At 38.4% G+C, this 19300-nt stretch carries 22 protein-coding genes, 1 tRNA gene and 1 other RNA gene; 1 reads left to right on the top strand and 23 read right to left on the bottom strand.

All coding sequences use genetic code 11. The features are described from left to right. Positions 1–15 precede the first annotated feature (15 nt). The 21 genes from BMY66_RS07645 to BMY66_RS07545 all read right to left on the bottom strand — a co-directional run bounded on the left by BMY66_RS07645 (position 16) and on the right by BMY66_RS07545 (position 17926). A complete protein-coding gene (locus tag BMY66_RS07645) occupies positions 16–1563 on the bottom strand; it encodes an amidohydrolase (protein WP_044938064.1) in 1548 nt (515 codons plus the stop codon). A 25-nt stretch (positions 1564–1588) separates the two neighbouring features. Beyond that, positions 1589–2827, bottom strand: a complete 1239-nt coding sequence (locus BMY66_RS07640) for a 6-phosphofructokinase (protein ID WP_044938066.1) — start codon at positions 2825–2827, stop codon at positions 1589–1591. 72 nt (positions 2828–2899) lie between these two features. After that, on the bottom strand, positions 2900–3160 hold the full coding sequence (locus tag BMY66_RS07635; RefSeq protein ID WP_033154449.1) for a hypothetical protein: 261 nt from the start codon (positions 3158–3160) through the stop codon (positions 2900–2902). Positions 3161–3192: 32 nt separating this feature from the next. Next, on the bottom strand, positions 3193–3726 hold the full coding sequence (locus tag BMY66_RS07630; RefSeq protein WP_044938070.1) for a phosphatase PAP2 family protein: 534 nt from the start codon (positions 3724–3726) through the stop codon (positions 3193–3195). 3 nt (positions 3727–3729) lie between these two features. Beyond that, positions 3730–4263: a CarD family transcriptional regulator gene (locus BMY66_RS07625; RefSeq protein ID WP_044938072.1), complete on the bottom strand. Its 534-nt coding sequence runs from the start codon at positions 4261–4263 to the stop codon at positions 3730–3732. Between the two features lie 206 nt (positions 4264–4469). Then, an RNA gene (gene rnpB / locus BMY66_RS07620) (RNase P RNA component class A) lies at positions 4470–4815 on the bottom strand. Between the two features lie 12 nt (positions 4816–4827). Then, on the bottom strand, positions 4828–6492 hold the full coding sequence (locus tag BMY66_RS07615; RefSeq protein WP_044938074.1) for a nucleoside kinase: 1665 nt from the start codon (positions 6490–6492) through the stop codon (positions 4828–4830). Further along, the gene (locus tag BMY66_RS07610) at positions 6485–7207 is read right to left on the bottom strand and encodes a tRNA (adenine(22)-N(1))-methyltransferase (protein ID WP_090394753.1); all 723 of its coding nucleotides are present in this window, start codon (positions 7205–7207) and stop codon (positions 6485–6487) included. Before BMY66_RS07610 ends, BMY66_RS07615 begins: the two co-directional genes overlap by 8 nt. A 36-nt stretch (positions 7208–7243) precedes the next feature. Continuing rightward, on the bottom strand, positions 7244–8638 hold the full coding sequence (gene rpoD, locus BMY66_RS07605) for an RNA polymerase sigma factor RpoD (RefSeq protein ID WP_330371752.1): 1395 nt from the start codon (positions 8636–8638) through the stop codon (positions 7244–7246). Between the two features lie 12 nt (positions 8639–8650). Then, a complete protein-coding gene (dnaG, locus tag BMY66_RS07600) occupies positions 8651–10423 on the bottom strand; it encodes a DNA primase (RefSeq protein ID WP_090394752.1) in 1773 nt (590 codons plus the stop codon). A gap of 22 nt (positions 10424–10445) precedes the next feature. After that, positions 10446–11462: a deoxyguanosinetriphosphate triphosphohydrolase gene (locus BMY66_RS07595; RefSeq protein ID WP_090394751.1), complete on the bottom strand. Its 1017-nt coding sequence runs from the start codon at positions 11460–11462 to the stop codon at positions 10446–10448. Positions 11463–11554: 92 nt separating this feature from the next. Then, positions 11555–11938, bottom strand: a complete 384-nt coding sequence (locus tag BMY66_RS07590; protein ID WP_090394750.1) for a VOC family protein — start codon at positions 11936–11938, stop codon at positions 11555–11557. Between the two features lie 270 nt (positions 11939–12208). Continuing rightward, complete coding sequence (locus BMY66_RS07585; RefSeq protein ID WP_090394749.1) at positions 12209–13531, bottom strand: hypothetical protein; 1323 nt, start codon at positions 13529–13531, stop codon at positions 12209–12211. A 265-nt stretch (positions 13532–13796) separates the two neighbouring features. Further along, positions 13797–14051 carry a PF20097 family protein gene (locus BMY66_RS07580; protein WP_090394748.1) on the bottom strand — a complete coding sequence of 85 codons (255 nt, stop codon included), beginning with the start codon at positions 14049–14051 and terminating at the stop codon, positions 13797–13799. A gap of 114 nt (positions 14052–14165) precedes the next feature. Next, the gene (locus BMY66_RS07575) at positions 14166–14699 is read right to left on the bottom strand and encodes a flavodoxin domain-containing protein (RefSeq protein WP_090394747.1); all 534 of its coding nucleotides are present in this window, start codon (positions 14697–14699) and stop codon (positions 14166–14168) included. 27 nt (positions 14700–14726) lie between these two features. After that, complete coding sequence (locus BMY66_RS07570; protein WP_090394746.1) at positions 14727–15344, bottom strand: methyltransferase type 11; 618 nt, start codon at positions 15342–15344, stop codon at positions 14727–14729. Between the two features lie 104 nt (positions 15345–15448). Further along, positions 15449–15805, bottom strand: a complete 357-nt coding sequence (locus tag BMY66_RS07565) for a hypothetical protein (RefSeq protein ID WP_143064516.1) — start codon at positions 15803–15805, stop codon at positions 15449–15451. Between the two features lie 152 nt (positions 15806–15957). After that, positions 15958–16380, bottom strand: coding sequence for a hypothetical protein (locus tag BMY66_RS07560; RefSeq protein ID WP_090394744.1), 423 nt, complete (start codon positions 16378–16380; stop codon positions 15958–15960). 165 nt (positions 16381–16545) lie between these two features. Continuing rightward, the gene (locus BMY66_RS07555) at positions 16546–16743 is read right to left on the bottom strand and encodes a hypothetical protein (RefSeq protein ID WP_090394743.1); all 198 of its coding nucleotides are present in this window, start codon (positions 16741–16743) and stop codon (positions 16546–16548) included. Positions 16744–16764: 21 nt separating this feature from the next. Then, positions 16765–17625: an NAD-dependent epimerase/dehydratase family protein gene (locus tag BMY66_RS07550; protein ID WP_090394742.1), complete on the bottom strand. Its 861-nt coding sequence runs from the start codon at positions 17623–17625 to the stop codon at positions 16765–16767. A gap of 46 nt (positions 17626–17671) precedes the next feature. Continuing rightward, positions 17672–17926 carry a TIGR04076 family protein gene (locus BMY66_RS07545; protein ID WP_022758760.1) on the bottom strand — a complete coding sequence of 85 codons (255 nt, stop codon included), beginning with the start codon at positions 17924–17926 and terminating at the stop codon, positions 17672–17674. 123 nt (positions 17927–18049) lie between these two features. On the opposite strand from BMY66_RS07545, the gene BMY66_RS13780 reads away from it, so the two are divergent. Continuing rightward, positions 18050–18223: a hypothetical protein gene (locus BMY66_RS13780; RefSeq protein WP_177175621.1), complete on the top strand. Its 174-nt coding sequence runs from the start codon at positions 18050–18052 to the stop codon at positions 18221–18223. A 13-nt stretch (positions 18224–18236) separates the two neighbouring features. Here BMY66_RS13780 and BMY66_RS07540 read toward each other — a convergent pair. Together BMY66_RS07540 and BMY66_RS07535 are read right to left on the bottom strand one after the other, a co-directional pair. After that, positions 18237–18321: transfer RNA gene (locus tag BMY66_RS07540), tRNA-Leu, on the bottom strand. Positions 18322–18452: 131 nt separating this feature from the next. Continuing rightward, entirely contained in the window at positions 18453–19298 is an 846-nt protein-coding gene (locus BMY66_RS07535; protein WP_090394740.1) for a GDSL-type esterase/lipase family protein, read from the bottom strand. Positions 19299–19300 lie beyond the last annotated feature (2 nt).

Genomic DNA, 19300 nt, shown 5'->3' with positions numbered 1-19300 from the left:
TATTACTCCTAGTGATTATTGAGGGAACATACCACGTAGCATGGTTGCCATAGATCCCATTCTAGATCTCTGGTATGGCTTTCCCTTCAAATATAATTCTGCAACACTAATATTCTTTAATTCTTCCACTGGAACCTCGTATGGATTTGAATCAAGAATAACTATATCACAGCTTTTGCCCATCTCCAATGACCCTCTCTCTTTCTCGTCAAATAAAGAGTAGGCTCCATTATATGTAGCCATTCTAAGGGCATCAAAAACAGACACAGACTCTTCTGGATTTCTGTTGTTACAAGCATCATGAATCCACATAATTGGATTTGGATCAGATGCTGGTGCGTCTGAATTGAAGCACACCTTTATTCCCAAGTCATTGATTGTCTTAAGCGGATTAATTCTTGAAAATCTCTCATCCGACAGCATCTCTTTAACAAATTCATCAACTCCAGAGATATGCGACAACATAGAAGGCCTAGCTGAAATCATAATGTTGTATCTCTTGCAGGTCTTTAAGGCACGCTCTGTTGGAAGTGAACCATGTAAAATTATGTGTCTGTGGTCGTATCGTGGATAATCCTCCAGTGCCAATGCAATGGCATTTACCGCCTGCTCAAAGGCAGCATCACCAACTGCATGTAAAGCTATTTGGTAGCCTGCTCTGTTGGCATTAATACAGAATTTTTGAACATCCACATCGTCATAATATGAAACGCCTTTATTTTTTACAGTAGCATAGTCATCCATTAAGGCTGCATCTAGATTAGCGAAAGTACCATCCAAATCTGCAAATACTACACGATTCACATCTTTTTTAGTAATCTTATCCACATTTGAACACTGATGTGCAATGCGCAATTGCATACCATTATCAAGGCCCTTTGCTACTGAACGCTCCATATCAAAATCATAGTCACGTATAAATCCTAATCCACTAGCTGAGCAAATCAATCCAACGCCTCTGCTTGCAAGGAAATCTGCTGTCTCCATCATAGAATCAATGACTTTTTTAGTAGATAGGCCATGAGTTATAAATTCGCAGGCGGCAGCAAAAGCTTCCTGTTTCAATTCTCCTGTAACAGGATTGAATCCTCTAAGATTTTCTGCCCTAGACTTAACAGCCTCAATAAAAAGACTATTAGCAACACCTGAATGGGCATCATGTTTTATGATAAATGCGGCCTTTTCAGGACAAGCCGTATCCATCTGTTCTCTAAGAATTAAATATCCTTCTGAAACAGAAAACTCTGTTGCACCAAAGCCTACGATTATACTCTCTCTTGATTCTTTTGCATATTTTTCCAACTGTTCCAATATCTTCGCATTGGAATCAGTATCGTTTATTGGAAACATCTTATGCAATACAGAAAAGCCGGAATAATGTGTATGGGTATCCACAAATGCAGGCAAAGCAACATTTTTGCCTAACTCGATAGGAGGAACCACCTCATACTGAGTTGGTAATGTGTTGCCAATATAAGCAATACGTCCTTCCCTTTCAACCAAGTAATTAGCAATTGTATTGTTTTCATCACAAGTGATTATTGTTCCATGAAATACCTGCATTTTTCTCCTCCATACCCCTCATTAACTATTTTTTAACCGGTCTGTAAATATGTCTTGGAATACCATCTACCATGATAGGTGATACATCCCCTTGTATCAGTGGTCTAACATATGTAATAAAGGCTTCTGTTACATATGTGCCATCATGTGTAATCCAATTTCTAGGTACAAGCTTTTCGTCATTAGCAATCTTGTGAACATCCTTAACCTCTGTACCACACTGATAAGGATCATCTGAATGGCGAGTAAGTGTAACCATCTTACCTGTGTCCCCCTCATCTGCAGCAAGAACGGCAGCACCACCAACCTGATATGCTTCAAGAATATCTACACGTGAAGCTAAATGTGAGCCAGCTCTCTGAAGTGTAGAAAGCTCAATAGCTCTAGTCTTGCAGCCAAGCTCCCTTCCAATAAAATTGCAAAGATAAGCAGCTGTTCCTGTAAGCTGTTTGTGATTAAATGCATCTACGAATTCAACATTATCACCTAGCTCACATACATATTTACCTTCTTTTGTATGAATACCCTCTGAAATACATACAACAACTGATGACTGTGTTTTAAGAAGTTTTACAACTCTTTCCTTAAACTTATTAAGGTCAAAAGGTACTTCTGGTAAATAAATTAAATCTGGTCCCTCGCAATCCTCTCCTTTTGCAAGAATAGATGCGCCTGTAAGCCAGCCAGCATTACGTCCCATGATTTCCACAATTGTAACAAGGCCTTTGTCATATTCAAGGCAGTGGCCATCGCGGATAATCTCTTTAACTGATGTACCAATATATTTAGCAGCACTACCAAATCCAGGTGTATGGTCAGTAAGTGCTAAATCATTATCGATAGTCTTAGGACATCCTATAAATCTAATTTCGGAACCTGTAAGAATGGCGTAATCAGAGAGCTTCTTGATGGTATCCATAGAATCATTACCACCAATGTAAATTAACGCCTCAATTTCGAGCTTGTTAAGAATTGAAAATATTTTTTCGTAGGTTGCCATGTCTTTGTGAATTTCAGGAAGTTTGAAGCGACATGAACCAAGATACGCAGCTGGAGTTCGCTTTAAAAGCTCAACATCCAAATCATTTTTGATGAAATCTGAAAGGTCAATATAATCCTCTTCCATCAAACCTTTGATTCCGTGGAGCATGCCGTATACTTTGCCAGCACCACGGTCTTTTGCTGTTCTGAACACTCCTGCTAATGAAGAGTTGATTGCGGCGGTCGGTCCGCCTGATTGTCCCACAATTACGTTTCCAGTCATTACATTTTACCCCCAATCATTTAAGTTTCATGATTTATTATCAACAGCTAGCGCTGCAATAATCCCCAAAAATCAATCATCTCTAGGATCGTCCCTAAAATGCCCTGCAATAATATCACATACACACCAAATACCTCCTCCAATGGTGGATGCAATAAATATCTTGATAACGTTTATTATTAAATTGCCGGCTGTAAGGGTACCACCAGTAAAACCTGTAACTAGCCAATAAACTGGCCGAACAAATAGCCAATAGCCTCCAATATATAAGCCGAGGACTGTGCCAAGAACGCTAAATAGCACAGCTAAGGCTTTCTTTGCACTTTTTTTCATATAATATAATTGCTCCTACAATATAATCCTAATTAAAATGGTAGCATAATGAGGCCAAAAACGCCACATAAAATACCATAACAACTAACTGCAATTATGAGAGCAATCGCAAAACCTGCAATTACATCCTTAATGAAATGCACACCGCCAATAACTCTTATTACTGCAAGCGCTACCCCAAGGATAATCACAAACACTGCTAATGCCACCGATGACTGCATGATTGTAAAAGCTACCATAAAAATAGAGAATACATGTCTACTTGGAAAGCTTTTTCCCTTTGTGTCTTTATTTAAGGCTGGGACAAAATCATATACTTCGTATGGTCTTGGGGCACTAATGATTTTTCTAAAAAGAGAAACGATAACAAAAGAAACCCCAGGAATTAGAATACTTCTATACAAAATATTGTAATCTCCTGAAGGTTCAAAGAACGCCCCGTAAACAAGATATCCTGCATACAGCAAGACTGTAATATAAGTAATGGCCTTGTCCAGCACATTAAGAGCTGTAACAAGACCATTATTATTTTTAATATGTTCTGTAATTGCTTTGTAAGCTATCATATATTATGCACCTATTAATACAGAATTTGCGGTGTGTGTTTTGACAGCTTCCTCAAAAAGATTCTGAGCAAATGTAATATCCTTACCCATTGAAAAAGCCATTTCCTCGTAAAGCTTGCGACCTGCAACTGAAAGTGTCTTTTCATCAAGGGCCATTACCTTTTTGCCAGCGGCAATTCTCTGCCACTTTCTGATAAGTACTGTCTTTACGACCTGAGCCAAAGACTCTGGTGTAAACTCACCCATCACTTCTTTAAATTTTTCCTGAAGAGCTCTTTCGTTTGGCTCCTCAATGCACTCAATGTTGTCAATGTTTTCAAGAATTCTAGTAAAAGTCTCCTGCTTTGCTACTGGACGTAGCCTAACTGTTGAGCCACTAATTGGAGTAAATACCTTTGCCCCTGCCTTAAATACAGGCGACATGCAGTAATAAGTTTTGCGAGAACCTTTGCCCATAAGTTCCATGTCATCAATATCTTCAATCTGACAAACACCACTGCCCTCATGAACTAAATAATCGCCTACTTGATATTCCATTTTACACCATCCTTCTAAACCATTACAACAAGTACCTCCATAACTCCTATTCCCCTAAGATATAGTTTCGATAGGTCTATTATAGCACGATTTACCTTGTCTAGACACAAAAAATTCACATTCGTGAATTATTCCCACGAATATTTAAAATTGTAAGATGGAATTTGTAAAAAATGACAACATTCTGACAAATTATAAGAAAAAAAGAAAAGGGTTAGACTGTGAGCCGGGTTATGTCTTTTAAAGTAGTCATCTATCTAGGATTACTGTCGCCAATAACCTCAAGCGTTCAACCTAGTGCTGGCGGGCCGCGTACGCACTTTTTAGAACTTGCTTCGGATGGGGTTTACATGGCTTTCGTTGTTACCAACGAAACGGTGGTCTCTTACACCGCCTTTCCACCCTTACCCATAATAATATGGGCGGTTTATTTCTGTTGCACTATCCTTGGAGTTACCTCCACCAGCCGTTAGCTGGCATCCTTGCCCTGTGAAGCCCGGACTTTCCTCTCTCCTATCATTACAATAGAACAGCGACTACTCATCTAGCCCTTTATAAACATTATTAAAGAATACAACTTCCTCCAATAAACTCGCGAACCAGTGAATTGTTAGGAATAACATCTGGTGCCATTGGAAGGAAATAATCTAAAAGCTTTATGAGGCGCTTTGCCTCTGGATACATTGGATGGTCTGCCGGAATTGCGTATAGCTGTGGATCAACATATAGCTTAAGCACTGCCATCTCGTATATTAAAGCTGTATTGAAAACATGATCAGCCTGCTCCTGGAATGGGAAAATGTATTTTTCCTCTCCTCTTCGAACAGAATCCCACATTGCTATGGTCTCTGCAGCAGATGTAGCTCTCGTTCTTGAATCTCGCACAATTCTGCGAATCAATCTACCATCAGCAGTAGAAAGTGGATTGTGTTCATCAATAGAAAGCTGAGTTAATGCAGAAAGATAAATCTTGTATTTGCTTTCAGCAGGAAGTGATGCACTCATTCGATCGTTAAGTCCATGAATTCCTTCGATAACAAGTATATCATTTTTTCCTAACTGCATATAGTGATCATTATACTCTCTTTTTCCAATTTTGAAATTAAAATTTGGAAGAAGAACTCTTTCGCCCTTCAAAAGCTTAACCATGCACTCGTTAAAATATGGGATATCAAGGCCTTCTATTGACTCAAAGTCCTTTTCTCCATATTCATCTATAGGCATTTGATCACGGTTTAAATAGAAATCGTCAAGTGGTACTGGATGAGGCACGCAGCCTAAAGCTCTAAGCTGAGCAGAAAGCTTGTGTGAAAATGTGGTCTTTCCTGATGATGAAGGACCAGCCATCATAACAAACTTAACATCCTTGTTTGAAGCAATAGTACGAGCAAGCTCGCCAATATTACGCTCCATGATAGCCTCTTGAGATAAGACAATATCTTTTATTCTGCCACTTGCTATAGCATCATTTAATGCACCAACAGTAGGAACTCCCATTGTTCGTCCAAACTCGGATGATGCCTGCTGAACTGAAAATAGCTTTATCGGACTAGTAAACTCTGCAACTGTCCTTGAATCTCCCTTAAGCTTGTTTGCATTAGGGAATAATAACATAAAGCCATGCTCAAATTTCATCAAATCAAAATACTGCAGATACTTGGTAGATGGTACCATGTATCCGTAGAAATAATCAATACATCCATCCAAATCATACACATTTATATTGGAACTTGTACGATATTTAAGCAGCTGCTCCTTATCCTTCATATTGAAGCTATGGAACAATTCCTTTGCCTGGCTAGTTTTAATTGAATATTTCTTAAGAGGAATATCCTGCTGAACTAAATCCAGCATAACTTTTTTAAGCTCTTCAAGCTTTTCCTCTGTAATTTCGCCAACACCATCGATAGTGCAGAAATCTCCCTGTCCCAGGGAATGCTCCACCCTAAGGTATGGATTTGCTGGCAATGGATATACATCCATAAGAGCTCGCTGAAGTAAAAATACTACACTTCTACGGTATGCTCTACGGCCGTCCTTATCTGCTGTAGTTAAGAATTCTAGCTCTGCGACACCAGATACAGCCATGTGTAGCTCGGTAAGACTGCCTTTGTACTTAGCAAGGACAATATCGTCCTTATAATCAGCCTGATGAGCTTCTGCAATGTCTAATAACTTTGTACCGTCTTCGTAAGTCTCTTCCTTACCGTTAATAATTACTTTAGCCATGACTCTTCCTCCGTTTCAGCTCTACTTGCTTTATAAGCTCAAGCTCATTTAGCAGTATCGCTTTTCTATGTTGTATTGGGTCAGTGACTTCTTCGCCTTGAAGTGATTCAAGCTTATTGAGGATTGATGTATACTCCCTTTTATTTTTTTCTAAAAGAGACTGTAATAAATCCGGAGACTTTTCAATAATGATTGGTCCATATTCAAGCTCAGCATCTGAAAGCTCAGTGTGCTCACCAGAAAATGTAACTTTCATTATTGGATAAATCTTGCCTTCTTCTGTACATAAACTTTCATCGAGAAATTGAAAGCCGTTATCCACAAGATACTCACGAAGAGCCTTGTATTCCGACTGCGGTTCCAAAATAAGTGCCTTGGCACTTTTTGCAACCATGAGCCTAGCATCCAAAATCCTCTTTATTAAAGCACCACCCATACCACAAATACATATGACATCTGCCTCGGCCTCATCAAGCTTGGCCAATCCATCTGACAATCTGAATGAAACCTGATTTAAAAGATTAGCCTGCCCAACATTAACCTTTGCTGATTCAAGTGGCCCTTTATTAACGTCCATAGCTATTGCTTTGTTTACGATATGATTCTCTAGAAGAGAAATTGTAAGATAGCCATGGTCACAGCCCACATCAGCAACAGTTCCACACTTAGGCACCATGTCATATATAATTTGTAATCTTGGAGATAATTTTATCATTTATTTATGTATAAACCTTGTAATTAAATCATGATTTTACTGATCAAGGTAATCCTTAAGCTTTCTGCTTCGGCTTGGGTGACGAAGCTTTCTAAGAGCCTTTGCCTCAATCTGTCTAATACGCTCACGAGTAACGTTGAATTCCTTACCCACCTCTTCAAGTGTGCGAGCCTTTCCATCCTCAAGACCGAATCTCAGGATAAGTACACGCTGCTCACGCTCTGTAAGTGTATCAAGAACTTCGTGAAGCTGTTCCTTTAAAAGAGTGAATGTTGCAGCCTCAGCAGGTACTGGAACATTTTCATCTGGAAGGAAATCACCAAGGTGGCTATCTTCCTCCTCACCGATAGGAGTCTCAAGTGAAACTGGCTCCTGAGAAATCTTTAAGATTTCGTGTACTCTATCTACTGTAATGCCCATTGCTGCTGCAATTTCCTCTGGAGTTGGTTCGCGGCCGTACTCCTGAAGTAACTGTCTAGAAACTCTGATGAGTTTGTTGATTGTTTCAACCATATGTACAGGGATACGGATTGTACGAGCCTGGTCTGCAATAGCACGAGTGATAGCCTGTCTAATCCACCATGTAGCATATGTAGAGAACTTGTAACCCTTGTGATAATCGAACTTTTCAACAGCCTTCATAAGACCAAGGTTACCTTCCTGAATAAGATCAAGGAAAAGCATTCCACGACCTACGTAACGTTTTGCAATAGAAACAACAAGACGAAGGTTTGCCTCAGCAAGCTTGTTCTTTGCTTCCTGATCTCCATCTTCCATTCTCTGAGCAAGCTCAACCTCTTCCTCTGCAGAAAGAAGTGGTACCTTACCAATTTCCTTAAGGTACATACGAACTGGATCTTCGATGCTTACTGAATCAGGAACTGACATATCGATATCTTCGATATCCTCATCATCACTAGCAAGAAGAAGTGCATCAGATGGGCCTGAAGAGAAGTTTACATCGATACCTCTCTTATCAAGGTATGTAAGGATACGCTCCATCTGCTTTGCATCGATTTTGTAATCCTTTAAGAACTCTGAAATTTCATAGTCCTCGATAATGCTCTTCTGAGACTTTGCAATCTTTACAAGCTCAGTAACCTTTGAATCTAATTCATCGCTTCCGAATGAATCAAGATCATCATCGTCGTCATCATCGTCATCATCTCTATCAACTGATGTCTTTGCTCCTACAGATGCAAGGAACTCATCAACGTCCTCATCATCAGCTGTCTCGTCAATGTTGTCGAAATCATGCTCGTTAAATTCAAGATCCTCTGCTGAAATCTCTTCTAAGTCTGCGAAGTTTACATCTTTGTCATCAGACTCCGACTCTTCTGCTTCAGCTTCGTCTGCTTCTGCTAAAAATGCATCTGCAGCTGCTTCTAAATCCTGGTTTTCGATTAGTTCTTCAACTTTCTTTTTTGCCATTTTTATTCCTTTCTATAGTGAGAATTCTAAACGCTCAAGTCGTTGTAGCTTCTTCTTTCCTTCCACCAAGCTCTTTAAATCTGCTCCATTTTTCTGTGCAAGCTCCAGTGAATGTTTTTTTATTCTAAGCAAAGTTTCTTTTAGTGCTTTGCTAAGATCTGTATTGTCTGTAAGTTCTCCAACAGTTGTATTGAAGAGAGCGGCTACTACTCGCCTGTCCTCGTCTTCCATAAATAAATCAACTATTCGAGCGGTATCAACAGTGTTTCCTTCTGAAATATATTTGAATACCTCTGCTGCTACCTGTTTGTATACACCTTCCTCGAAATCGTCAGGTGTAACATACTCCTGTATCTTTCCATATATGCTTGTATCTTCTACAAGCCAGGTAAGAAGTAGGCGCTGGGACATCTTCATGCCGTCATCCTTTGGCTTTGGAGTACTGCGGCGCTCGGAATCACGGTTTTGATTTTGATTCTTTGCTGTAATTCCAGATTGTCCAAGCTCGATAATATATTTGCCAAGAGCTTCGCGAGGTATGTTGAAACGAGCCGCCACTGATTCAGTGTAGTTCTCTCTTTCAAGCTGAGTTGGAAACTCTGTAACAATCATTCTTGCAACTTCTTTTTGGAAGTCGGACTTTTTCTCAGGATCGGTCAAATCGTAATTCTTTTCAAGCATTCTCACCTGATACATAAAGCTATTTTCCGCATTCTGAATACGTTTTTCGTATTCCTCTGCTCCTAAGGCTTTAATGAATTCATCAGGATCCTTGTAAGGTGACATATTTATGACCCTACATGAAATGCCTGCATTTTTGAGAATTGGGATTGCTCGAAGTGCAGCTTTCTGACCTGCCCCATCGGAATCATAGCTGAGATAAACGTCTTTGACATATCGCTTCAGCATGCCGGCATGGCCTTCTGTAAGAGCCGTACCAAGTGAGGCAACTGCATTATCGAATCCTGCCTGATGCAAAGATATAACATCCATATAGCCTTCACACAGGATAAACTGCTGACGCCTTGTCTTTCTGGCCAAGTATAAGCCAAACAAGGTCTTAGACTTATTGAATATCTCTGTCTCAGGAGAGTTAAGATATTTTGGCTCGCCGTCTCCCATAACTCGTCCACCAAAAGCAACAACCTTGCCGTTGGCATCGAAAATAGGAAACATAGCACGATTCCAAAATTTATCGTGACCACCGCGTTTTTCATCGATGGTTATAAGACCACAATCCTTTAAAATCTCATCCTCATATCCCTTACCTCTAAGGTATTTGTATAGGGAATCTGAGTATTTGCTGGTGCACCCTAAACCAAATTTGTGAAGTGTATCAGCTGTAAGCTCTCTCTTGGTGAAGTAGGCCATGGCTTGCTCGCCTTCTTTGGAGCGAAGCATCTTGTAGTAATATCCAGCAGCCTCTTTATTTATTTCAAATAAACGACTGCGTCTATCCGCTCTCTGCCTCTCCTGGTAGGTCATTTCCCTCCGTGGGAGTGTGACGCCACACTTAGGAGCAAGTTCTTCGATAGCTTCTTTGAAGGTCATATTTTCATAGTTCATAAGGAAGCTGAAAACATTTCCTCCGGCTCCACATCCAAAGCAATAATACATCTGCTTTTGTGGGCTTACCGAGAATGAGCCTGTTTTTTCATTATGAAAGGGACAAAGTCCAAAATACTGGCTGCCCTTTTTTTGAAGGTTAACATATTGAGAAATAACATCGACTATGTCAGTTCTGGTTCTGACTTCCTCGACGATTTCATCTGAATAATAAGGCATGTATTCTCCCTAAAATATAATATTAGAATCCGTCAACGACCCATGCTTTTGGCATGAAGTATTCATTAAACTTTGTAATGCAATACTGATCGGTCATTCCGGAGATGTAATCGCAAATAATTCTTTCCTGGCTTTCGCCCTCATCCTCCATGGCGCGATAGCGAGTAGGCAATTCTTCGAAATGTTCTGTGTAATACTCATACAACTCACGAATCATTCGCTTTGCCTTAACTTCTTCTGTCTTTGCCACAGAATCCTTGTAAACATTCGTAAACATGAATTTGCGAAGCTCTGCCATAGCCTGCTCGATTTCAGGAGACATCTTTATAACAGGGCTGTCAGTGCTTTCTATAATAACGTCGTGAATAAGAGTATCCAATCTGACTGCTGAAGTCATACCGAGAGTCTTGCGAATCTCCATTGGAATACTTTCTTCTGTGAGGATGTGTGCACGAATGGCATCATCTATATCGCTGTTTACATATGCAATCTTGTCTGAAAGGCGAACAATTTGGCCTTCTGGTGTAGCTGGATGTCCGCTGGTCTGATGATTGCGGATTCCGTCTCTGACTTCCCATGTAAGGTTAAGTCCCTGACCGCCTTTTTCAAGCTTTTCAACAATGCGCACGCTCTGCTCTGAGTGCACAAAACCAGTAGAACACATTTCATTTAGCTGAGCTTCGCCAGCATGTCCAAATGGTGTGTGTCCTAAATCATGCCCTAATGCAATAGCTTCTACCAAATCCTCATTGAGACGTAAAGCCTTTGCAATAGTTCTGGCATTCTGTGAAACTTCTAGAGTATGAGATAATCTTGTTCTGTAATGATCACCCTGAGGAGTAAGAAAGACCTGTGTCTTATTCTTCAAACGGCGAAATGCCTTACTGTGAAGAATTCTATCTCTATCCCTCTGAAACAGAGGTCTGATATCACACTGTGGCTCGTCTTTTTCTCGGCCACGTGAATTTTCATTGAGTGTAGCATAAGGGCTAAGAGTTTCCCTCTCCATCTGCTCAATCATCTCTCGAATTGTGCCCATTTTGTCCCCCTTTTTTTGCATAAAACGACACCTCTAAAGAACATATTACACGCAAAAAAAGGATATCCTTTTTTTATTTTTATAAAATGGGATTAAATCGTTATTTCTATCTGATTTCCTTCTATAGCAATAATGCAGCTTTCATAATAGCCATCTCCAGTTGTTCTTGGTCCGCTTACAACCTCAAATCCATCAGCACTAAGACTATGTGTCAGTTCATCTACTCGTTCTTTGCTTCCCACAGAGAAAGCTATATGGATAAGTCCTGTACGATTCAAGGCTTTCTCGTCATCGGCCATATCCGGTTTGTTCATTATTTCCAATCTTGCCCCATCATCGAAAGAAATGAAGTAAGAACGGAAATCCGTTTTTACATTGTGATAGCCATCATTAGATTTTCCATCAAGATATTTAACAAAGAAATCTCTGGCCTTCTCCATATCATTAACATACATTGCTACATGTTCAATTTTCATACATTTACCACTTCCAATCCTCTTTTTTTACTCGTCTCAATAATAAACGCTTTGTCTTAATCATTTGTTGCACCTATAAACTAGAATCAATCGATTCTTTCTCAGTAAATGACCAAACATACATCCCAAAATCAAAAAATACGCTTGAGTTGCATAGGCTACTACAAAGCTTACTATATTATCCCCAATATTCCAAATATGACTTGTATTTTTAAAGTCAAAAAATAGCAGCAGGACACATTAAGTGTCACTGCTGCAATCACCTGCAATTTATAACAGCTCTGCTTCTTTTTCTAATTCTGCTTTAGCTTGCGCTTCTTTAGCCGCCTCGGTTTCCTCTTTAACGCGTTCTGCCATATCATCAATATCAGCATCAACTCTTGCCAAGAGTTTTTCCCATTCCTCATCAGTCATTTTGCGCCAGTCGCCATCTTCATCATCCTTCTCATGGATTTTCTTATAGCTCTCCATAAGCATTTCCAAAATATCTTTTGAACCAAGTATTTCACCTGTTGATTCACGCTTATAATAGATATCCGATTCCGAAATTGCTTCAACCCAATTGAATTTTTGCGTAGCTGCCTGCTCAACAGAATCAAACTCAAACACTCCGCTTGGATCCATATATCTATTCACCGTGTTCCAGCTCGGGAAATTGCTCTTTGCTATGCCTTTTCCAATAGAATCTGCGTACTGGCAATATGCAAACATTTCAACAGCCGTTGCATTTCTTGGATCTACCTCTGAGATATTAACATCAAAAGTCTCGCCTCCACTTGCTTCCGACATCTTCACTCTAACAATAACATCATCTGAATCTGGATTAATAATCTGAGTTGCGGTCATTCCAAAGGCAGATCCTGGTGACAATACAAATCCAAATCCTAAATCCTTTGTCTGCATCTCAGCTGGTTCTTCCACAACAGTATCAAGACTTACGTTGAACTTCTCCATGGTTACGCCCATAAGTGTTTCCATCAGCTTATTGATATGTGGCATGAAGTTTTCCAAGGAAAGATTTCCCATTCCAGCCTTTTCATACTTTCCCATTTCACTAGAGAAAACAGTAAGATAATCCATACTCTCGAAAATATCATTTACCTCAAAATCTCCCACAAACTTCATTGTCTCATCTGCAAGATTCTCAGTTTCACGAATATATGAGCATAAAGCAGCAAACTCTGTAAAATCTGCATCTGTTGGGTCAACATTATAAGGATCTATCTCTTTTTCAAATGGTTTTCCATCCTTATCTGTGCCAATGGCTGTGTACTTTCTATCATCACCATTAACATCTATTCTGATTTCAAACTGTTGCATCACGCCCTGGTAAGAAAATGCTGTAATGCCACCTTCACCTGTAGTTGTACGCAACTCACTATTCATCACTGTTGCAGATACAATGCGAGTGTAGCTATTTCCCTTATTTTCTCCTACATCTGTTAGTTCCTGGGTATTCAATTGTTCATCTGACGTTGTTTTCAAAGCATTTTCAAAGCTTGTATCTTTATTTGCAAAATTCGAAAAATAAAGATAACTACTTGAAATACTACTCTGAAATAGATAATTGCTTTCTGCTAAATATTCTGCCATAAAACTCCTTTCTGCAGCTCATCTGTCAGTCAAAGCTGCTCCGCTCTCCAGAAAGGTCCGAGCGGGTTGTAGATAACTAAAAAAGCGCCTATCTCAACTTCATTCCGTTGAAATAAGCGCTTCCCTAGCCTAGTAAAAATTCTTACACTTAGATATCGAGACTAATATCCTAATTATTAATGGACATATTTAACAAATATGTAGGATATTTATTTAATATAATGCTATAAATGTCTAGATTTCTAAGTTGTCTTTATTATTAACTCTAATACTCCTTATCAAATATCTTGTAAAATAAACGTTCAATATTTCCATATTCTTTTTTCTGAAAACTTGCAAACGCAGTCATACACTCATCACAATAGTAACCTTCCGCCTGTAAAGAAAGAGCTACTGGTTCCTCATTAATAATCGATTTATTTTTATAATTCTCAGGATACCAAAAAACTTTATTATCTCGTAGTGGATTTGCCCTGACAATCCCCGATCTCATTTCTTTACCACAATTAGGACAATTCATAACAATTCTTCCTCCGCTCTTTTTATTTGGGAATACTCAGTAAACAGATTTTTAATATCTAAATAATCATCTGAACATTTTACTTCTAACATTACCAGCACCAATAACCTAGAATTATATTTCAAAACATGCTTTGACAATTGGCTCTAGCGTGATTAAATCCACAAAATCCACCTGTTTATTATAGGTTTCTATCATTGCCCTTACTTCAGAAGTTTTCTTGTCTTCCGGCAGTGTTACAGCTTTTTTATATAACATTCCCATCATGGTTTTGTGCTTAAATCCTAGCTTTGAATAATCTATTCCACCTCTCAAATAGAAAATAGAAGCTTTATCATATACTTCTGTTGGCAGTTGATTCTTCATGCCCTTCTTTATAGTGTCCGTATTCGTCTTGTCTGTTGGATCTGCAAGTCCCACAGTAGCAATTACTATCGTATGTCCATTGCTATCCTTCATGCCTTTAAATGTCTTTTTCATCCCCAGTACTCCGCCAGCATATAATGCACCAACATAAACAATTGTATCGTATAAATTGACGTCTGCCACTTCCTCATATGATTTCAACTCAAATCCAAGACGATTTGATAATTCTTCAGCATATCGCTTTGCTGTACCATATTGAGAACCATATATTACTATATTCATATTATATCCTCCCCGAGAAATTTGAATTTAACGTTCAAAATCAAGCATCACAAGCTTCTTTCCATTTGGCAATGGCATCGCATCCTTTTTTAGCAGATCAAATCCGATTTCATTCATAGCCATTACCAAAGATTGTTCCTCCATCTGATGATGTACAGCATCAAGACCGTCAAAAGAATGAAGATATGGGGAATCAGAAACCCAAGATTCTTCATCCGTATTTATTTGAATAATGCAGGATACATATCTGGCTCCAGTTTTAATAATTCCCTTTTTGAACGGCTCAAGTCCTACATATTCTATTACTATATTTGCTATCACCAGTTCTGCCTCCGGCAACATATCCGTTTCACAAGTCAAGTCAATCCTTTTACATTCAAGAATGTCCTGCATGAATGAATATCGTTTTTTTACGTTATCCAAATATGCATTGTTAATATCAATCCCGTATATTTTGCTGTACTTTTTCAAATTTACATGTTCAAGGCCATTTCCACCGGCAACTCCGAATACAATAGCCGATGTTACCGGATATGCTTCAAACTGAAACTTCATCATTTTGTTCATAGCCTGAAGTTGATTTACGGAAGAAAGACTCATATGATTTTCATAATCAGATAAACTGATTTTTTCCCATGGATTCATAATTCTATCACTCCTACAAACTCCGATTCTTAAATATAAAATGTTTCATATTCCTCTCCTGCCTCGCTATACTCGTCCATCTTTAGAGCCTTACCATCTTTCAACTACTGCTGACGACTCTTCTCATAAGCCTCACGTAACCCCTTGATATACGCGTGATAGGTTTCCGAGATAGGGAAAGAATCTGTCTTAGAGACGTAGTCAAAACCTTGTATATCCGGATTCGAAAACTTCTGAAGATAGGTGAACTTAACTTGTCCGTCTTCGAAGTGCATCTCCGCATCCGAATATAACTTTTGCATAAAATCGAAGTCTCTTTGCCCTAATCTATGTAGAATGTTCGCCAAGGTTTCATCCACGAGATAGCCTATCTCCGTGTCCTTTTTATAGCGTTGTCCAAAAAAGGCTTCATACTCTACTTCTTCGATAGGGCAACTATGTCTGCCCCAAGCAGTATCCATATAATAAAATCGATTGTTAAACCCTTGGAACCCTATATCCTTATAGGGATTTACATTCGGGATTGATATACTTTTTATATACAACATATTTCTTTTCTGAACCCCTAACCCCGTCCCCATGGGACCATTTTGCAACCTACAAACTTGAATTGTTAGACTCGATATATCATATCACCCGTATTCCATATTCTCATAATTCCAAACATAGGATCATTTTCTCCCTGCCATATCCACCCCTGAAATACCGTATCATATCCACTATATCCTTCTGTAACAATTTCGAACTCAGCATTCGGATATTGTGCACTAAACTCTTCAAAAGACAATGATTTTCCAGAAAAAGATTTCTCTCCATCGTATCCATAAGGAGTGTTAAATACCATTATGTCGCACTCATCTATAGCAACTCTTGTAAATTCAATTATTCCTTGATACCATTTTTCTTCATCGCCAGCATATTGATATATTCGATCTAACTGCAAAGACAAATTATCTCTGCTTATTTCCATATTTAATATCCTGCTATCATGCAAGCTAAACGTAATATTGCTTTTTCTGTCTCTAATATACTCCATGTTCCAACCTCGAAAAATCCTGATTTTATCAATATCTTCTCTTGTAGGAAGAGACCGACAAATTGCGATTTGTTTAACTCTTTATTCTTTTGCGTAGCCTATATCCATAATCTTATCATCAGGCTTTGTATCTTTCCCTTACAAAATAGTATTTATCTGCTTTAATTACAAAATCAGATTTTGAGGATTATCAGCAGCTAATTCAATATATCCACATTTAGGACACACATAGCAAGAAACCGAACTATTTTTTTCTGTTGCAAATAGTCCTTCTTTCTTAGTTGTTAAGTAAACTACAGTACCAACTACATCCCCTTTTAATTTTGCTTTCAACATCTCCGCTTTACATTTCATGCATTCCATACTTATGTCCCTCCGTAAGATTCACCTCTGTAAATTTGAATGTATCAATTCATAAATCCAATCATCAATACTTGAAAAAGCAAATCCTGTATCTCTCGCTTTGGTAGTATCATAGGATATATTCGCTAAGGCACCGTTATATGGAGCTGCATCCCCAAAATCATCTAATATTGCTTTTCTATTTGTTTGCTTTTCTATGAATTCTACAAGGCTTTTCGTAGAAATCATTCCCTTTGAGCTCCCATTTATGGCTCCAGTCACAGTTGTGTTTACCAAATGAGCTATGAAATATCCGGCTTCTTTCTCATGAATGAACTCCATGCCACAATCTAAGTCATCAATAAACATTGCTTCAGAATTTATAATATGGTTTATGTAGAATTTCAAACGCCCAGTATAATCATTTTCTCCCATTACAATAGGGTATCTTACAAATACACACTGTGAGGAATCTAAAAACTCTAATGTTGCCCTTTCAGCTTGACGTTTACCTTCTGCATAATCGTCATTACGATTCATCCAAACTAACTTATGAAGCTGTGGATTAAACTCTGATTCTTTTATGTTTTCTTTATCCTTTGAGTAGACCGAGCACGAAGACATTTGGATATACTTTTTACAACTCACATTACTCAAAAGATTTTTAACATCATTCGATGAATAAGCGATTTTATCAATTATGACATCAAATTCTTTATTATCTAGAGCAGACTTAACACTATCAAAATCAGAACGATCCATAACAATTTGCTTCGTCACTTCTTTAAACGGATTATCCGATAGACCACGAGTTGCAATTGTCACATCATGTCCATCTGCAATTAATTTTTCTACCATTGGAATACCAAAAAATCTGGTTCCACCTACAACTAATACATTCATAATTCTGCCCCAATAATCATGCCATTACCTCTATAAACATCGATTTTTATGATTCAATTTCAATATTAAATACTACAGTCTCTCCGCAATCAATACACTGATAAGGGCCATTTTTTAAATTACCGCCTCTTCTAAAAGCATAAATGAACGGATATATTGCCTGCATTGCAACCATGCAAACATTATCACTGTTATCTTTATCAAGGTCACTGCCTATAAAACGAATAACATCTCCAACTTTGTACTTTGGACAATGACTTTCTACCACTGTAACCTTTACCTTGTTATCTGTATAACCCACTTCAAGCCTCCTATAAATCTCGTTTTGTTGTATTCATTGTATAAAAGAATACAACATTATCCCCAAAAATCCAAATATGACTTGTAATTATTTTCTTTTGTAGCTTGCGGAAGGCGGGGTGAGGTGGAAAAAGAAAAAGATCCGGTGGATCTTTTTCCCACCGAACCGACCGACGAAGGCACTCGTGCCGAGGAGACCTTGAATCCCGGATTCAAGGATCTCATCGGCCTGTTAATTAAGAACAAGGATGCATTATACATTTTTCTATACAAAAAAAGAACTAGGAATGCATCCTAGTTCTTAATTAAAATGCGGAAGGCGGGACTTGAACCCGCACGCTCGCAATGAGCACAAAATCCTTAGTCTTGCTCGTCTGCCAGTTCCGACACTTCCGCGCATCAGCACTTGTTCCTGACGACTTGATTATAATAGCATCGCATCTCTAAATAGTCAACGCTTTTTTGCAAATTAAAGTGTCTAACTTTAACGTGCTAAATCTGAAAATTCTGCACATTTATTTTGTGTATTATTCCACACCGTGAGAAAGTAAATATTCATGCCATGGTTCGTAGCACGCTCCCTTTAAATGAACTCCATCTGATGTAGTTTCAGCATCAAGATTTCCTTCCTCATCATCTACTGCTTCATTGATATTTAGATAAAAGATGTTTTGCCTATCTTCTAATGTTTTAATAGCATCATTTCTAATATTAATATTGGTGTTGTTGTACAGCTCATCTGTTTCGTTTTTCTCTCCAGAAACATGCATGATACTATTAATGAATATATAAGCATCCGGCTCAGCTGCCTGGATCTGATTAATTACATCCTGGTAGGCTTGCCTGAAATCGACTTCATCTCCTCTTCCAAGCTCATTTATGCCAACCATTATATATATTTTTGAGAAATGATTAGTCTCTAAAGCCTCGGCTAAACTGATTTCCTCACCATCCTCAGTTTCTATCCATTTATCATCCCTGATGTTGTATATAGAGAGGGATTTCTTTGCATAAAAGGTAGCTCTGGCATCAATATCCTGGCAATACTGAGAAAGTCCTACCATTCTTGAATCGCCAATAAACAAAGCATCATCAAAATAACTGTTATCTACTGAGACATATTTCTTTATTTTATTAGTCTTTTTATTTGTTTTCTTAGTAACTGTGACTGTCTTCTTTTCTTCTACTTCTATTTTAGACCATGGGAAAATGTTATCTGACGCTGCTTGAAAAACAGCTCCAATAGAAGTAGTTTCATAAGGATTTGTATAGTACTTCGTATATACGGTAGTTCTAAAAACAATCCCAACTATCGCAATAGTAATTGCACTAATAATTGTAAGCAGTAACAATAAAATACTGTTTATTTTCATAT

This window comes from Pseudobutyrivibrio sp. C4 (assembly GCF_900111635.1).
Classification (GTDB): domain Bacteria; phylum Bacillota; class Clostridia; order Lachnospirales; family Lachnospiraceae; genus Pseudobutyrivibrio; species Pseudobutyrivibrio ruminis.
Note: the sequence above shows the minus strand (reverse complement) of the source record. Positions and strands in the feature narration are given on the sequence as shown.

Coding starts and splice junctions, on each gene's coding strand:
- BMY66_RS07610 (WP_090394753.1), bottom strand. CDS start 7,207: ATGATAAAATTATCTCCAAGATTACAAATTATATATGACATGGTGCCT.
- BMY66_RS07560 (WP_090394744.1), bottom strand. CDS start 16,380: ATGGAGTATATTAGAGACAGAAAAAGCAATATTACGTTTAGCTTGCAT.
- BMY66_RS07640 (WP_044938066.1), bottom strand. CDS start 2,827: ATGACTGGAAACGTAATTGTGGGACAATCAGGCGGACCGACCGCCGCA.
- BMY66_RS07575 (WP_090394747.1), bottom strand. CDS start 14,699: ATGAATATAGTAATATATGGTTCTCAATATGGTACAGCAAAGCGATAT.
- BMY66_RS07645 (WP_044938064.1), bottom strand. CDS start 1,563: ATGCAGGTATTTCATGGAACAATAATCACTTGTGATGAAAACAATACA.
- rpoD (WP_330371752.1), bottom strand. CDS start 8,638: ATGGCAAAAAAGAAAGTTGAAGAACTAATCGAAAACCAGGATTTAGAA.
- BMY66_RS07590 (WP_090394750.1), bottom strand. CDS start 11,938: ATGAAAATTGAACATGTAGCAATGTATGTTAATGATATGGAGAAGGCC.
- BMY66_RS07580 (WP_090394748.1), bottom strand. CDS start 14,051: ATGAATTGTCCTAATTGTGGTAAAGAAATGAGATCGGGGATTGTCAGG.
- BMY66_RS07630 (WP_044938070.1), bottom strand. CDS start 3,726: ATGATAGCTTACAAAGCAATTACAGAACATATTAAAAATAATAATGGT.
- BMY66_RS07565 (WP_143064516.1), bottom strand. CDS start 15,805: ATGGATACTGCTTGGGGCAGACATAGTTGCCCTATCGAAGAAGTAGAG.
- BMY66_RS07615 (WP_044938074.1), bottom strand. CDS start 6,492: ATGGCTAAAGTAATTATTAACGGTAAGGAAGAGACTTACGAAGACGGT.
- dnaG (WP_090394752.1), bottom strand. CDS start 10,423: ATGCCTTATTATTCAGATGAAATCGTCGAGGAAGTCAGAACCAGAACT.
- BMY66_RS07535 (WP_090394740.1), bottom strand. CDS start 19,298: ATGAAAATAAACAGTATTTTATTGTTACTGCTTACAATTATTAGTGCA.
- BMY66_RS07570 (WP_090394746.1), bottom strand. CDS start 15,344: ATGAATCCATGGGAAAAAATCAGTTTATCTGATTATGAAAATCATATG.
- BMY66_RS07585 (WP_090394749.1), bottom strand. CDS start 13,531: ATGGCAGAATATTTAGCAGAAAGCAATTATCTATTTCAGAGTAGTATT.
- BMY66_RS07595 (WP_090394751.1), bottom strand. CDS start 11,462: ATGGGCACAATTCGAGAGATGATTGAGCAGATGGAGAGGGAAACTCTT.
- BMY66_RS07550 (WP_090394742.1), bottom strand. CDS start 17,625: ATGAATGTATTAGTTGTAGGTGGAACCAGATTTTTTGGTATTCCAATG.
- BMY66_RS07555 (WP_090394743.1), bottom strand. CDS start 16,743: ATGGAATGCATGAAATGTAAAGCGGAGATGTTGAAAGCAAAATTAAAA.
- BMY66_RS07625 (WP_044938072.1), bottom strand. CDS start 4,263: ATGGAATATCAAGTAGGCGATTATTTAGTTCATGAGGGCAGTGGTGTT.
- BMY66_RS07635 (WP_033154449.1), bottom strand. CDS start 3,160: ATGAAAAAAAGTGCAAAGAAAGCCTTAGCTGTGCTATTTAGCGTTCTT.